General features: G+C 71.3%; 12 protein-coding genes and 1 tRNA gene. 3 read left to right on the top strand and 10 right to left on the bottom strand.

The features are described from left to right. Positions 1-291: 291 nt before the first annotated feature. Positions 292-1,929, bottom strand: coding sequence for an AMP-binding protein (locus ACWD10_RS35095; protein ID WP_451097742.1), 1,638 nt, complete (start codon positions 1,927-1,929; stop codon positions 292-294). Then, positions 1,922-2,167 carry a phosphopantetheine-binding protein gene (locus ACWD10_RS35090; RefSeq protein ID WP_451097741.1) on the bottom strand — a complete coding sequence of 82 codons (246 nt, stop codon included), beginning with the start codon at positions 2,165-2,167 and terminating at the stop codon, positions 1,922-1,924. The genes ACWD10_RS35095 and ACWD10_RS35090 overlap by 8 nt, the downstream gene beginning before the upstream one ends. A gap of 236 nt (positions 2,168-2,403) precedes the next feature. On the opposite strand from ACWD10_RS35090, the gene ACWD10_RS35085 reads away from it, so the two are divergent. Next, positions 2,404-2,477 (top strand) — tRNA-Thr (locus tag ACWD10_RS35085). Positions 2,478-2,595: 118 nt separating this feature from the next. On the opposite strand, the gene ACWD10_RS35080 is transcribed toward ACWD10_RS35085, so the two are convergent. From ACWD10_RS35080 to ACWD10_RS35055, 6 genes are all read right to left on the bottom strand, one after another. Further along, positions 2,596-5,349: an ABC transporter permease gene (locus ACWD10_RS35080; RefSeq protein WP_451097740.1), complete on the bottom strand. Its 2,754-nt coding sequence runs from the start codon at positions 5,347-5,349 to the stop codon at positions 2,596-2,598. 74 nt (positions 5,350-5,423) lie between these two features. Further along, entirely contained in the window at positions 5,424-6,212 is a 789-nt protein-coding gene (locus ACWD10_RS35075; protein ID WP_451097739.1) for an ABC transporter ATP-binding protein, read from the bottom strand. 342 nt (positions 6,213-6,554) lie between these two features. Further along, positions 6,555-7,334 (bottom strand): response regulator, encoded by a 780-nt coding sequence (locus ACWD10_RS35070; protein WP_451097738.1) that lies wholly within the window; start codon positions 7,332-7,334, stop codon positions 6,555-6,557. Positions 7,335-7,341: 7 nt separating this feature from the next. After that, a complete protein-coding gene (locus ACWD10_RS35065) occupies positions 7,342-9,174 on the bottom strand; it encodes a sensor histidine kinase (RefSeq protein ID WP_451097737.1) in 1,833 nt (610 codons plus the stop codon). 152 nt (positions 9,175-9,326) lie between these two features. Beyond that, complete coding sequence (locus tag ACWD10_RS35060) at positions 9,327-9,578, bottom strand: type II toxin-antitoxin system RelE family toxin (protein WP_451097736.1); 252 nt, start codon at positions 9,576-9,578, stop codon at positions 9,327-9,329. Beyond that, positions 9,575-9,826, bottom strand: coding sequence for a type II toxin-antitoxin system Phd/YefM family antitoxin (locus ACWD10_RS35055; protein WP_451097735.1), 252 nt, complete (start codon positions 9,824-9,826; stop codon positions 9,575-9,577). Before ACWD10_RS35055 ends, ACWD10_RS35060 begins: the two co-directional genes overlap by 4 nt. Before the next feature lie 191 nt (positions 9,827-10,017). On the opposite strand from ACWD10_RS35055, the gene ACWD10_RS35050 reads away from it, so the two are divergent. Continuing rightward, on the top strand, positions 10,018-11,010 hold the full coding sequence (locus ACWD10_RS35050) for an aminoglycoside phosphotransferase family protein (protein ID WP_451097734.1): 993 nt from the start codon (positions 10,018-10,020) through the stop codon (positions 11,008-11,010). On the opposite strand, the gene ACWD10_RS35045 is transcribed toward ACWD10_RS35050, so the two are convergent. After that, a complete protein-coding gene (locus ACWD10_RS35045) occupies positions 11,007-12,161 on the bottom strand; it encodes an NAD-dependent epimerase/dehydratase family protein (protein ID WP_451097733.1) in 1,155 nt (384 codons plus the stop codon). The genes ACWD10_RS35050 and ACWD10_RS35045 overlap by 4 nt on opposite strands. A 125-nt stretch (positions 12,162-12,286) precedes the next feature. Here ACWD10_RS35045 and ACWD10_RS35040 point away from each other — a divergent pair, with 125 nt between their 5' ends. Further along, the gene (locus ACWD10_RS35040; protein ID WP_451097732.1) at positions 12,287-12,763 is read left to right on the top strand and encodes an N-acetyltransferase family protein; all 477 of its coding nucleotides are present in this window, start codon (positions 12,287-12,289) and stop codon (positions 12,761-12,763) included. Between the two features lie 68 nt (positions 12,764-12,831). On the opposite strand, the gene ACWD10_RS35035 is transcribed toward ACWD10_RS35040, so the two are convergent. Then, a complete protein-coding gene (locus tag ACWD10_RS35035) occupies positions 12,832-13,587 on the bottom strand; it encodes a pentapeptide repeat-containing protein (RefSeq protein WP_451097731.1) in 756 nt (251 codons plus the stop codon). Positions 13,588-13,681 lie beyond the last annotated feature (94 nt).

Below are 13,681 nucleotides of genomic sequence, written 5' to 3'. Positions count from 1 at the left end.
GCAAGAGGTCCAATGGACCAGGCCAGTGCTCTTGGGACGTCCCGGCGTGGGTGGAGGGGGGAGCGGTGGCGGAGGTGGACGGGGCGGTGGGGGAAAAGGGGGGAGAGGGGGGAAGCTGGGGTGAGGTCTCGTGGTGCAGGCGGTCGTTGAGCCAGATCGACTCCTGCTCGGGGGACATCGGGTACGAAGCGTGCGCGGGTTGCGTGGGGTGCGCGGTGTGCGTCGCCGGGTCCTGGGCCGGGGGCGGGGCCGGGTGGGGCGGTGTTGCGGGGTGGTCGTGGGGCGCGGGAGTCACGGGGTGCTTCCGGGGGTTGGGGGTTCGGTGGTCAGGGCGGAGCGGTCGACCTTGCCGTTGGGGGTGACGGGCAGGGTGGGCAGCTCGCGGACCAGGTGCGGGACGAGGTGGCCGGGCAGTGCGGCGCGCAGGGCGCGGCGGACGGCGGGTGGCGTGGTCGGGGCTCCGGGGTCGGGCGTGTAGTACAGGGCCAGGCGGCCGCCCTGGGGGACCGCGGCACAGTCGCGGACGCCGGGGACGCGGCGGGCGGCGGCCTCGGTCTCGGCGGGTTCCACCCGGTGCCCGGAGATTTTGACCTGGCGGTCGGTGCGGCCGCGGAAGTAGAGGAGTCCGTCGGCGTCCAGGGTGCCGAGGTCTCCGGTGCGGTATACCCGGATGGGAGTGCCGGGTGTGCCGGGTGTGCCGGGTGGGCTGGGGCTGCGGAGGTTGCCGGGGGCGTCCTCCGTGGTGATGGTGGTGAACCGTTCCGCTGTGGCGTCCGGGAGGCCGAGGTACCCGGCAGCGAGGCCGTCGCCGGACACACAGATCTCGCCGTCGATGAGATGAATGCGGGTGCCGGGCAGGGAAGTTGCGGTGGTTGCGGTGGCTCCGGGGGTGCCGTCGGCGCCGGTGACACCTGCGGGATCTAGGTGGCCGATGGGGATGCCGTACGGGCGGTCCGGGTCGTCCGGGGTGATGCGGTGGAGGGTGGCGAAGACGCAGGTTTCGACCGGGCCGTAGCCGTTGAACAGGGCCGTGTTCGGATGGCGGTCGAGGAAGCGGCGTATATGCGCGGGGGACGCGGCCTCGCCGCCGGTCAGGACGTGGCCGAGGCCCGTGAAGCAGTCGAGGTCCTCGTCGACGAAGAGATTGAAGAGGGACGCGGTGATCCACAGGGTGTCCACGCCGTGGTCCCGCACCAACTCCCGTAGGTCCTCCGGGAGGAGGGGCCGGGCCTCGGTCATCACGCAGGTCGCGCCGGTGAGTAGCGGTACCCATACCTCCAGCGTGAAGGCGTCCCAGGACACGGGTGCGGCCTGGGCCATCACGCGGCCGGGGCCGAGCCCGGCGAGCGGTGCGTCGGGCGGGCAGAGGCGGGTCGTGGCGCGGTGCGGGGACAGCACGCCCTTGGGGGTGCCGGTGGTGCCGGAGGTGAAGAAGACGGTGGCGGTGGAGGCTGGGGAGACGGAGGTTGGGGAGACGGAGGTTGGGGAGACGGAGGCTGGGGAGACGGTGGTACTCGGGGTCGCCATCGGAACAGGTAGCTCCGCCTCGGGCTCCGGCTCCCACACCGGCACCCCTAACCCCGTGAGAGCCGCCCCCACGACCACCACCGGTCGCAGCGCCGTCACCACGGTCCGCAGCCGTTCCCGTGGCCAGGACGGGTCCAACGCGGCGTACCCCGCACCGCACTTGAGTACCCCGAGCAGCAGCGTCACCAGTCGTGGCGAGCGGTCGAGGGCGACCGGGACGAGGGAGCCGGGGCCGACCCCGTGCCGCCGTAACTCGCTCGCGTACGTCTCGGCGGCGAGGTCGAGATCCCGGTAGCTGAGTCGCAGGGCGCCCTGGATCAGGGCGGGGGCGTCGGGGTGTAGGGCGGCGTGCCGGGCTATGCCGGTGTGGATCAGGCCGTCCGGGCCCGTGCCGTCACGCAAGGCTCTGGGCGGGAGCGTTCGCGACCGAGGCGCAGAAGTCCCCGAGCGTCTCGCTCTCGAAGAGGTCCTCGGGGGATGCCTTGACGCCGAGTTCCTTCTGGATCCGGGCGCAGATGCGGATGCCCTGTAGGGAGGAGCCGCCCACGTCGTAGAGGTTCTCGTGCAGGGGTGCCTCGGGCAGGCCGAGTACCTCCGCGATGATCGCGGCGGCCCGCTCCCCCGCGGGAGCGGTTTGCACTGGGTGCGTCGTATTCGTCATGGTCGTCCAACCCCCTCCGGCCGGTGGTTTTCGCCTCTCGAAGCCGCTCGAAGCCTTTCGATGCCGCTCGAAGTCTTCGAAGCCTTTCGAAGTCGCTCGATGCCGCTCGAAGGCTGTCGCAGGTCCTCGTAGAGGGCTTGCGCGGGCGCTCGTAGATTCGAACAACTACAGGACTGATTTGTATCAGGAGGGTCCCCTGTAGAGTGTTGGCGCCCGCCTCCTTAGCTCAGATGGCCAGAGCAACGGTCTTGTAAACCGTAGGTCGTCGGTTCGAATCCGACAGGGGGCTCAAGGACGACTGTGGGGCTCCTCCGCCGGGGAGCCCCACAGTTTTTGTGCCCGGGCCCGGGCCGGGCCCGTACCTGTTCTCGTACTCGTACGTCCCTGTTCTCGTACTCGTACATCCGCTACTGCGCGTTGATCGCCCGCAGCATGTTCAGGCGGGCCGCCCGCCGGGCCGGCCAGATCGCGGCGAGGATGCCGATGGCGAGGGCGAGGAGCAGGAAGAGCCCGAGGCGCAGCCACGGCAGTACGGTCTCGTACGTCGTGAGCGAGGACGCCGTGAGGCTGCCGCCCGCCCAGGCGAGGAAGATGCCGGTGCCGATGCCGAGGACCGCGCCGAAGAGCGAGATCACCACCGACTCCAGACGGACCATCTGCTTCACGCCGGACCGGTCGAGGCCGATGGCGCGCAGCATGCCGATCTCGCGGGTGCGCTCGAACACCGACATGGCCAGGGTGTTGACGACGCCGAGGACGGCGATGACGACGGCCATGCCGAGCAGTCCGTAGAGCATGTTGACCATGACGGTGATCGGTCCGGACTCGGCCTTGGCGAGCTGTTCCTGGTTCTGCACCTTGAGCAGCGGGCTGTTGCCGAGCGCGGTGCGCAGGTCGTGTTCGAGGCCGGTGGCGCGGCCGGGTGCCGCCTTCACCAGGATGTTGTCGAGCTTGCCGCCGCGGGCGTGCGGCAGTACGTCGCCGAGGGTGCCGAGGGCGTCGTCGACCGCGCGGGTGGGCTGGTAGACGCCTGCGACGGTGAGCTTCTTCTTCCCCTCGCCCGCCTTGTCCTTGTCCTTGTCCTGGCCCTTGCCTTTGTCATTGTCCTTGCCCTCGTCCTCGTCCTCGTCCTTGTCCTGATTCCCCGTTCCCGGGCCGAAGTCGAAGTTCGCCTCGAAGGTGTCGCCCGTGGTCAGGCCGGTCGTCTTGGCGAGGGGCTCGGAGAGCGCGACCTTGCCGGGGCCGACCGCGTCGAGCGAGCCGCTGGTGAACCGCAGCTCCGCGACCTTGGCTAGGCGCTGCGGGTCCGCGCCCGTGACCAGCGCGAACTCTCCCCCTACGTCGAACGCCGAGGACGTGACCGGCGCGGCCGCTGCGACGCCGGGAACCTGGTCGGCCTTCTTGCCGAGGCCGGTGTCCAGGCCCTCGTAACCGGCGGTGGAGATCTTGTAGTCGGCGGTGAGGCCCTGGGTCGCCTCCTCGCGCAGGGCCGCGTCCACGGAGTTCCCGGCCACGCTCAGGCCGGTGATCAGGGTGAGCCCGATCATCAGGGCGGAGGCGGTGGCGGCGGTGCGGCGCGGGTTGCGCAGTGCGTTCTCGCGGGCCAGCTTGCCGCTGACGCCGAAGAGGCGGGTGGTCAGGCGTCCCGCCACCGCGACCAGGGGCCGGGAGAGCAGCGGCGCGAGCACGATCGTGCCGGTGAGGGTCAGGATCGAACCGAGCATGGCGATCATGAGGTTGGCCTCGTCGCCGCCCTCGAGCGTGGTGACGTACAGCATGACCAGGACACCGGCCCCGGTGAGCAGCCCGCCGAGGACGTTCCTGAGCACCGTCGAGCGGACCTTCGGCGCCAGGTCGACGCTGCTCAGCGCCTCGACCGGGGCGATCCGCGCCGCCTTGCGGGACGGCAGCCAGGCGGCGAGCACGGTGACGACGACGCCGACCACGAGCGACCAGCCGAGCGCCGCCGGGGAGATCACCAAAGAGCCCTCCGGCAGCCCCGCGCCTCCCGCGTTGAGCAGTGGTCGAAGGCCCGCCGCGATGCCCAGGCCGAGCGCGAACCCGGCCGCCGACGCGCCGAGTCCGAGCAGCCCGGCCTCGACCAGGACGGACCGTACGACCTGCCGCCGGGACGCGCCCACCGCCCGCAGCAGGGCGATCTCGCGGCTGCGCTGGGCGATCAGCATGGTGAAGGTGTTGGCGATGATGAACACGCCGACGAACAGCGCGATCCCGGCGAAGACAAGGAGCATCTTCGTCAGCGCCTTGGTGTTCTCGGCGATCTGCGCGGACTGCTCGGCCGCGAGCTGTGCGCCGCTGGTGGCCATGGCGCCCTCGCGCGGCAGCAGGTCCCGTACGGAGGTCGTCAGGGCCTCGTTGTCGGTGCCGGGCTTCGAGCCGATCGCGAACTCGTCGAACCGGCCCTTGTGGAGAAAGAGTTGCTGCGCCGTGCGGGTGTCGAAGAGCGCGAGCGTGCCGCCCGCGGTCACCCGTGGGTCGTCGGTGCGGACGGTGCCGACCAGCTTCTTGGTGAGCGCCGGGCCGTCGGTGGCGAAGCGGACGGTGTCGCCGATGCGGTATCCGGCCTTCTCGGCGGTACGGGTGTCCAGGGCGATCTCGTCGGCGGCGGCCGGGCCGCGGCCCTCGCTGATGGGGTAGTGCGGGTCGGGACCGGGGGCGGGGTTCCGGTCGCGGCCGGGACGTGAGTGGGAGCCAGAATCGGAACTGGAGCCGGAACCAGAGCCGGAGCCGGAGCTCCCGCGGTCTGGGTCAGGCACGTAATTGGTGGCCAGGTTCTGCCAATTGTTGTCGGCGTTCACCGGGCGGCCGCTCTTGTCGGCGAGCGTGACGGTGCCGTTCACGAGGGGGCGTACGGAGGTGACCCCGGGCAATTCGCGGATCTTGTCCGCGAGTTCGGTGTCGAGGACGGTCTTGCGCTTGCCGTCGTCCTCGGCGGGGTCCTCGCCGGGCAGCGCCTCGGCCTGCACGGAGACGGCGACGTCCGCGAGCGACTTGGAACTGGCGTCGCGGAACGCCTGGGTCACGGAGTCGCCGAAGACGAGCGTGCCGGAGACGAAGGCGACGCCGAGCATCACCGCGAGCGCGGTCATGATCAATCGGGCTTTGTGCGCAAGGACGTTGCGCAGGGCGGTACGCAGCATGGGTATCGGTCCTGGTCCTGATCCTGGTCCTGGTACTCGTACGGGTTCGGGTTCGGGGGTACGGAGGGAGGGGTTCAGGTCGTACGGCCCCTGCCGTCGAAGAGGCGCATGCGGTCCAGGACGGTCGCGGAGGTCGGCGCGAGCAGCTCGTCCACGACGCGGCCGTCCGCGAGGAAGATGACCCGGTCCGCATACGCCGCGGCCACCGGGTCATGCGTGACCATCACGACGGTCTGCCCCAACTCCCGTACCGAGTCCCGCAGAAAGGCCAGGATCTCGGCGCCCGAGCGGGAGTCGAGATTGCCGGTCGGCTCGTCCGCGAAGATGATCTCCGGCTTGGAGGCCAGGGCGCGCGCCACGGCGACCCGCTGCTGCTGCCCGCCGGAGAGCTGCGTGGGCCGGTGCCCCAGGCGCTCACCGAGGCCCACGGTGCGGACGACCGTGTCGACCCACGCCTTGTCCGGCGTACGGCCCGCGATGGCCAGGGGCAGCGTGATGTTCTCGTACGTGCTGAGCGTGGGCAGCAGATTGAACGCCTGGAAGACGAAGCCGACCTTGTCCCTGCGAAGCCGGGTGAGCTGCCGGTCGGTCAGCCGGGACAGCTCGGTGTCACCGATCATGGCCGAACCGCCGGAGATCGAGTCGAGCCCCGCCATGCAGTGCATCAGGGTCGACTTGCCGGAGCCGGACGGCCCCATGATCGCGGTGAACCGCCCGCGCTCGAATCCGACGGAGACCGAGTCGAGCGCGACGACCCGGGTCTCACCCGTGCCGTAGACCTTGCTCAGGCCGGTGGCGCGGGCGGCGTCCCCGGTCGCGGCCGGGGCGTATGCGGGCGAGGGCAGGGGTGCGGGGGCGGACATGACGGCTCCTGGGATAGCGGGATAGGACGTTGACGGCACGTCCATCCTTGGCGCGCGACGGCGCCGAACCGTCGGCCTCAGGGTGTGAATACGGGGCCTGTCCCAGGTCGGGGGAGAGGGGCGTGCGTAGTCCCGGAGGCTGATGGGGGATCTGCCTTATGGCAGATGCTCGGGTCCGGCAGCGTACGGATGAGATCAAGCTGATCGGCGTACGAGGTCGAGCTGGTCGTCGTAGGAGATCGAGCCCGTTGGCGTACGAAGTGGAGCTGATCGGCGTACGAGGACGAGTTGGTGAGCGATCCCGCCGCGACGGGCGGCCCTTTCAGTCCGAGACCGGCCTGGTCAGCGTACGAGACCGGCCTGGTAGGCCAGGATCGCTGCCTGGACGCGGCTCGTGGAGCCGGTTTTTTCCAGGATCGCGCCGACGTGAGTCTTCACCGTGCCGACGCCGATGCCGAGTTGGCGGCCGATCTCGAGGTTGGCGTGGCCCTGCCCGAGCATCGCGAGGACCTCGCGCTCCCGGTCGGTGAGGGCGGCGATGCGTTGCGCCGGACCGGATTCCTTTGCCTCTGCTCCTGCCCCTGCCTGTCCTTGTCCCGTCGGCGAGGTCGGCGAGCTCGGCGAGGTCGGCCCGGTCGGCCCGGTCGCCGGGGTGCCCTGGAGCATCCGCTGGATGACCGTCCCCGTGACCCCGGGCGAGAGGACGGCGTCGCCCGCGGCGGCGGCCCGTACCGCGCTGATGAGCTCCTGCGGCCCCTCGTCCTTGAGCAGAAAGCCGGTGGCGCCGGAGCGCAGGGCGTGCGTCACGTTCTCCTCGTCGCCGAACGTGGTGAGCATGACGACCTGCGGCGCCGGGTCGAGGGCGACCATCTGCTCGACCGCGGCGAGCCCGTCGAGCACCGGCATCCGGATGTCGACGAGCGCCACGTCGGGCCGGGTCTCGGCGGCGAGCCGGACGGCTTCGGCGCCGTTCACGGCCTCGGCGACGACATCGATGCCCTCGGCGTGCCGGAGGATCAGCCGGACGCCGTGCCGGATCATCTCCTCGTCGTCGGCGAGCAGGACGCGTACGGGGCTGGGGACAGGGCTGGGGGTGTTCATCGGCGCCTCGGAGCTGTGCATCGGGGGGTCATCCGGCCTTCCACGGCGGTGTCCGGGACACCATCGGTACGGTGAAGCGGTCGATGGCGATCAGCGTGTCCCGCTCGAAACAGTAACGGGTGATGCGCAGCCGACCGGGCCCCTCGGCCCCCTCGGCCCTCTCGGCCCCCTCGGAGCCGTTCCGATCGGACCGCGCGGGCAGCGCCTCCTCGGCCCCGACCATCGGATAGACGCAGCTGGTCGCCGACTCGGGGTGGGCGGGTTCGCGTCCGGTCGCGGCCGCGCGTACCGCTTCGCTGTCGCCCCAGACTGCCTCCATGACCTTGTCCCGGTCCATGCCGATCCGGGGCTCCTCGGGCGGCCGGTAGCCGGGGTCCGGCCGTGCCTGGAACAGCAGGATGATCCCGAACAGCATCATCACGCCGACGCCCGCGAGCCCGAGGAGTCCGGTGAGGGCGCTGACGGCACGGCGCGGCAAGTCGGAGAACGCCCGGCGCGGGGGTGGGTGTCCGGTGCCCGCGTCGGCCCCGTGGGCCTCCGTAAAGCCGTAGTCGGAAAGGCCGTGGTCAGAAGGGCCGTAGTCGGATTCCCCGGCCCGTGAGCCACCGTCGCCCGTGCCCGCCGCCACCCCCGGCTCCGCCGGAATCACGGCCGTCACCGCGAACCCCCCGGACTCCGTCGGCCCCGCCTCCAGGCTGCCGCCGAGCAGCGCCACCCGTTCCCGCAATCCGGTGAGCCCGCGCCCGGACCCGAGCCCGGTGGCGACGCCGGGCTCGGGTCCTGACCTGGGCCGCACTCCGTTGCGTACGACGATCTCGACGCGCTCGTCGGTGTGCGTGACCGTCACCGTGACATGAGCCCCGGCGGCGTACCGGTGCACATTCGTGAGGGACTCCCGCACCACGCGGTGCACGGCCCGGCGCACCCGGGCCTCGCGTCCGTCCAGATCGGCCCCGTGCCAGGCGAACTCCACGGGGATGCCGCCCCGCCGCGACTCCTCGACCAGAGCTTCGACGTCGGCCCGGGTGCCGGTGGCGTCGGTCAGGGCGCTGGTGCCGGTGTCGCGCGCCAACGGGCCCAGGACGCCAAGCACTTCGCGCAGCTCACGCATGGCGTCGCCGGTGGCGCGGCGTACCAGTGCGGCCTCGTCGCGCAGCTCGGCCGACTGGCCGCTGCTCTGCAGGGCCATTTCCAGGCCGCCCGCGTGCAGCGAGATGAGGCTGAGCCGGTGGCCGACGAGGTCGTGCATCTCGGCGGCGATCCGGGACCGTTCGTGGATCCGGGACTCGCTGTCGGCGAGGCGGCGGGCCTCCTCGGCCGCGGCGGTACGTTCGCGCAGCGCCCGGAGCAGCCGTTCCTGCTGCCCGGTGCTGGTGCCGAGCAGGCCGGGTACGACCACCACGGTCGCGGAGAGCACGGTGCCGAGCGCCAGGCCGAAGATGTGGCTGCCCATCCCGATGAACGGCGCGGACACGGCTGCGGTCAGCATGGCGAGCCCTGAGGCGCCGAGCAGGACGGCGGCGCGGCGGCGTGGCACGACCTGGCGTCGGGCGGTGGTGTACGCGATCACGGCGACCGGCAGGCCCGCGGCGGGCAGCAGGCCCATGATCGCGCCCGCGCCGAGCAGGCTGACGGCCGGAAACCGGCGGCGTACGACGAGCAGCGCGAGCATGGCCGTGCCGAGCGCGAGCATGACGTCGCTGTCGAGGGTCTCGCCGAAGCCTTCACCGAAGCCGCCATAGGTGAGGAGCATCAGCCCCCCGGCTCCGGTGGCCTCGGCCAGGGCCCGCAGAACCAGCAGGCTCCGGCGCTGCTCCCGAGGTGCGTCGGGGTCGCCGAGGGCGGTGAAGAGGGGGGCCATGGCATTCAGTATCGGCCGCGGGACGGGCGCGGCCGTGGTCCCTGGGGGTGAGCGGCCGTGGTCCCTGGGGGTGAGCGGCCGTGGTCCCTGGGGGTGATGCGTGCCTCTGCCGAAGGGGGGACGACATGCGCATTTACCTCGGCACCCGCTCCTCAATCGGAGGCGCGACCGATGTGGGTGACCAGAATGCGGATCACGTCGTCGTCCATGAGGTAAAGGGCCCGATCGCTGCCGACCCGGAGGCGTCGGTAAGCACTGCCGTACGGCGTGGAGTTGGCGGGTCGTGGGTCCTCGGCGAGGCGGTCGACGGCCTCGTACAAGGCGCTCAGCCCGTGGGGGTCCTCCTTCAGGAACCGCACGGCCGTGTTCGTGGCCTCTGGCTCCCAGATAATGGTGTACGTCACGCACGCAGCCCCAACAGCCGGCCGACCTCTTCGTGCGACATGCCCTCGCCGAGCGTGCCCTCCGCCTTGCGCCGTTCCCGCTCGGCGATCGCGAGCGAGTCCTCCAGGTCCTCTATGACCTGTGGTGACACGAGGAGCGCGGCGACGTGACCGTGATCGGTGAGCGCGATGGTCTCGCGGCCGTGCGCGGCGCGGCGCACCAGGTCCCCGAGCTCGGAGCGGGCCTTGCTGATGGCAATCTCAGTCATGCCTACACGATTGCAGAAGGTTCACCTTGTGGCACCTTGTGGGCATTTCTGGTTGCCGGTTGCACTCAGCGCGGGCCCCTCATTCCCCTCATCTCTCTTCACCTCGGAAGGCTTCCAGAAGGTGCTCGACCCGGCCGGGGCCTGAGCCGCACCCCCGGCAGCAGCCCGGGGCTCGTGCCTAGGATCGGCCCGTGATCGACGACATCCGCGTCCCGGAAGAACTCGCCCGTACGCAGATCAAGTACAACGGCGACGCGGGCCGCGCCTTCATCGACGAACTCCCGCGCCGCGCCGCCGACTTCCTGGAGCGCTGGGAGCTGCGGCTCACCGGCCCGTCCATGTACGGCATGGCTTCCCTCGTGCTCCCCGTGGAGCGGGTCCTCGACGGCACCCCGGCCGTCCTGAAGCTCCAGCTCAACGACGAGGAGAGCGAGGGCGAGGGGCCCGGCCTGCGCCGCTGGGGCGGTAACGGGATCGTGCGCTTGCTCGCCCACGACGTGGCCAGCAACACCCTGCTGCTCGAACGCCTCGATGAGACCCGCCACTTGTCGAGCCTCGACGACACTCGTGCCGCCACCCGCATCCTCGCCGGGCTCCTCGCCCGGCTCACCGCCGTGCAGGCCCCCGCCGGGATCCGCCGCCTCGGCGACATCGCGCAGGGCATGCTCGACGCGGTACCGAGCGCCGTGCGCTCACCGCTCGTCGGCGCCGGTTCCCGTGCTGGTACCCGTGCCCGGCAGACGCTCCTGAGCTGCGCCTCCGCCGTACGGGATGTCATCGATGAGCCCGGCGACCGGCTGCTCCACTGGGACCTGCACTTCGACAACGTCCTGGCCGCCGACCGCGAGCCCTGGCTGGCCATCGACCCCAAGCCGCTCGCCGGTGACCCGGGCTTCGACCTGATGCCCGCGCTCTTCAATGAGCTGACGGACGGTTTCGACGAGGCCGAAGTCCTGTACCGCTTCGACCTGTTGACGGAGGTCGTCGGCCTGGACCGGCAGCGGGCGGCGGCATGGACGATGGGCCGCGCCCTGCAGAACCTGCTCTGGAACATCGAGGACGCCGAAGACGCCAAGGGTGTCAAGGACGCCAAGGACGCCAAGGGCGCCGACGTCGTCGAGGACGGGCTGGACCCGGACCAACTGGCCATCGCGGAACTTGTACGGGACCGCAGGCTCGGTTAGGCCCGTGCATCGGCCGAGGCTTCGGCCAGGGCCCGCAGCCCCTCCGCGCAGGAGGCGTACCGGGGGTGCCAGCCCAGCTCCGTGCGGGCCCGGTCGGTCGACAGGCGGATCCTGGACGACATGATCGTGTGCGCGTACGACATCGGGCGCATCAGCCACAGCGGCACCCGCAGCGGCTGCGGCGCCCCGAACGCCTCGGCCGCCGCCCGGACATGGCTGCCGAAACCGGTCGGGGTGGCGTCGGCGATGTTGTACGCATGGCCCGGAGCTCCGTGTTCCACGGCGGCGACCGTCGCGGTGGCCGCGTCGCCGAGCTCGATCCAGGGCAGCACCCGGCCCTGGTCGTCCGGCACCGGCAGGCTCCGCTTGCGCAGCAGTGCCACCAGGGCCTCGGTGCCGCCGGGCCCGTAGAAGAGCCCGAAGCGCAGCGCGATGCCGTCCAGGCCGGGCGTGTTGAAGGCCAGCTCCTCCTTGGTGCGCATCGCCGCGATGTGCCGTTCGAGCTCCGGGGTGCGGCCGGGCGGCCCGAACACGTCCTTCTCCTCGACGAGTTCGTGGTCCCCGAAGTCCCCGTACCCGTATCCGAACGTCATCGACTCGACGACGAACCGGCGCGCTCCGGTGGCCTGCGCCGCCTCGATGAGATACCGGGTGCCGGTGGTGCGCAGCGCGTTGGTGGCGTACATGTCGCGGTGGCGCATGGGCGGCTTGCGCAGCGCGGTGGCCGCGTGGATGACGGTGTCGTACGTCGTGCCGTCCACCGCCCGCAGCAGGGCGTCGCGGTCGAGCAGATCGGCGCGCAGGTCGTTGCCGGCGCCGCGGCTGAGCCCGGTGACGCGGTGCCCCGCGGCGGTGAGCGCGCGGGTGAGATGGCGGCCAAGGACACCGCTCGCGCCCGCCAGGAGGATGGTCTGGGAGGTGTGCGGGGGCTCCGGGGCGGCGCGCGGGGTCGGCGCGGTCCCCGGGGTCTGCGGGGACTGTGCGGTCTGCGGGGGCTGTGGGGACTGTGGGGTCTGTGCGGTCTGCGGGGACTGTGGGTTCTGCGCGGTCTGCGCGGTCTGAGGGGTCCGCCGGGTCTGCGGCGGCTGTGGGGTCTGCGCGTTCCGCAGGGTCTGCGGCGTGCTCGAGGATGCGTTGTCTGGGGTGGTCATCGCTCTCCCCGTCCTGGTGATGTGGTGGCTCCTTGTGGTGGCTCCTGTCCGTTCCGACGGCGGCGGGGCCGGGAAGGTGACATCCCCGTGTCCCGCTGCCCGCCGTGCCCGGCTACCGTGCGGTCATGATCCGTACCGCGACCCCCGCCGACGTCCCCGCCATCCACGCCATGATCCGTGAGCTCGCGGAGTACGAGAAGGCCCTGCACGAGGTCCGGGCCACTGAGGACCAGCTTCGCACCGCTCTCTTCGGTGAGCACCCCGCCGTACACGCGCTCATCGCCGAGGACGAGAACGGCGCCCCGGTCGGCTTCACGCTCTGGTTCCTGACCTTCTCCACCTGGCGCGGGACGCATGGCATCTACATGGAGGACCTGTACGTCCGCCCCGAGGCCCGCGGCGGCGGTCACGGCAAGGAGATGATGGCCGAACTGGCCCGCGTCTGCGTGGCCCGCGGCTATCAGCGCCTGGAGTGGGCGGTGCTCGACTGGAACAAGGTCGCCATCGACTTCTACGACGCACTGGGCGCCCGCCCACAGGACGAGTGGACCGTCTACCGCCTGACCGACGACGCGCTGGCACGGCTCGGCGGGACGTTGTAGCCGGACCTCGGGAGGGGCCCCGGGGTGGGGGCTCAGGCGGGGGTCTCTGCCGGGCCTCGGGAGGGACCTCAGGAGGCGTCGAGAGGACTGACCTTGATGCCTATCTCCGCCGCGAACACCGGGGCCAGATCCATGAGCTGGGTCGGCGAGATGACCGCACCCGCAAGCCGGTCCGCTCCTCGTATCAGGTCGAGCTCGGTAGCGCGGCGCAGATCGACGTCGGTCATGCGTACGCCGCTGAGGTCCGCCCGCTTCAACGCGCAGTCGACGAACTCGACCCGCTCCAACGACGCACCGCCGAAGTCCGGCTCCGCAAGCACACAGTTCTCGAACACCACGTCTCTGAGGCGGGACTTGCGCAGGTTCAGGTAGTCGATCTTGCCGCCGCGGATCACCACCCGCTCCAGGACCGCGCCGTGCACCTGAAGCCCACCCAGACGGGCGTCCACCAGCTCCACGTCCCGCAGCGCCGCCCCCGCGAGATCGGCGCCCACGCCACGTACCGCCGTCAGCCGGGAGTCGATGAATCGGGCGTTCCGCAACGACGTCTCGTCCAGGGCGCAGCGCTCAAGGGCACAATCCAGGAACCGGGCACCCTCGCCCCGTTGCCCCGTCAGATCGGCGTCGGCGAACAGCAGTCCGTCGTAGTCGCCGTCCGGCGAGAGCCCGGTCCCGCCGGTCCCGCCGGTGCCGCCGACGCCACCTACGCCGTCGTACGGGGTCAGGGGAGGCAGCCTGAGCTCGGGCCGCCGGGCCGGGCGAACCGGGCGGGCCGCGCGGGCCGCGCGAGCCGCGGGTGGATTCGGGGGCGGTCGTCGTGCCATGTCCCCATGGTGGAGCACGCCACTGACAATCCCCGTCGCACGCTTGTGACCTGCGGATTTCCGGAGATGTCACAGACGCGGGACCTTCGTCCGT

The sequence above is a fragment of the Streptomyces sp. NPDC002851 genome (genome assembly GCF_053591935.1).
The sequence above is the reverse complement of the archived record's forward strand: the minus strand, read 5'-3'. Positions and strand labels throughout refer to the sequence as shown.

Excerpts from the sequence above, each read along its gene's own strand:
- ACWD10_RS35070 (WP_451097738.1), bottom strand. The coding sequence starts at position 7,334 with ATGCACAGCTCCGAGGCGCCGATGAACACCCCCAGCCCTGTCCCCAGC.
- ACWD10_RS35035 (WP_451097731.1), bottom strand. The coding sequence starts at position 13,587 with ATGGCACGACGACCGCCCCCGAATCCACCCGCGGCTCGCGCGGCCCGC.
- ACWD10_RS35080 (WP_451097740.1), bottom strand. The coding sequence starts at position 5,349 with ATGCTGCGTACCGCCCTGCGCAACGTCCTTGCGCACAAAGCCCGATTG.
- ACWD10_RS35065 (WP_451097737.1), bottom strand. The coding sequence starts at position 9,174 with ATGGCCCCCCTCTTCACCGCCCTCGGCGACCCCGACGCACCTCGGGAG.
- ACWD10_RS35045 (WP_451097733.1), bottom strand. The coding sequence starts at position 12,161 with ATGACCACCCCAGACAACGCATCCTCGAGCACGCCGCAGACCCTGCGG.
- ACWD10_RS35040 (WP_451097732.1), top strand. The coding sequence starts at position 12,287 with ATGATCCGTACCGCGACCCCCGCCGACGTCCCCGCCATCCACGCCATG.
- ACWD10_RS35075 (WP_451097739.1), bottom strand. The coding sequence starts at position 6,212 with ATGTCCGCCCCCGCACCCCTGCCCTCGCCCGCATACGCCCCGGCCGCG.
- ACWD10_RS35055 (WP_451097735.1), bottom strand. The coding sequence starts at position 9,826 with ATGACTGAGATTGCCATCAGCAAGGCCCGCTCCGAGCTCGGGGACCTG.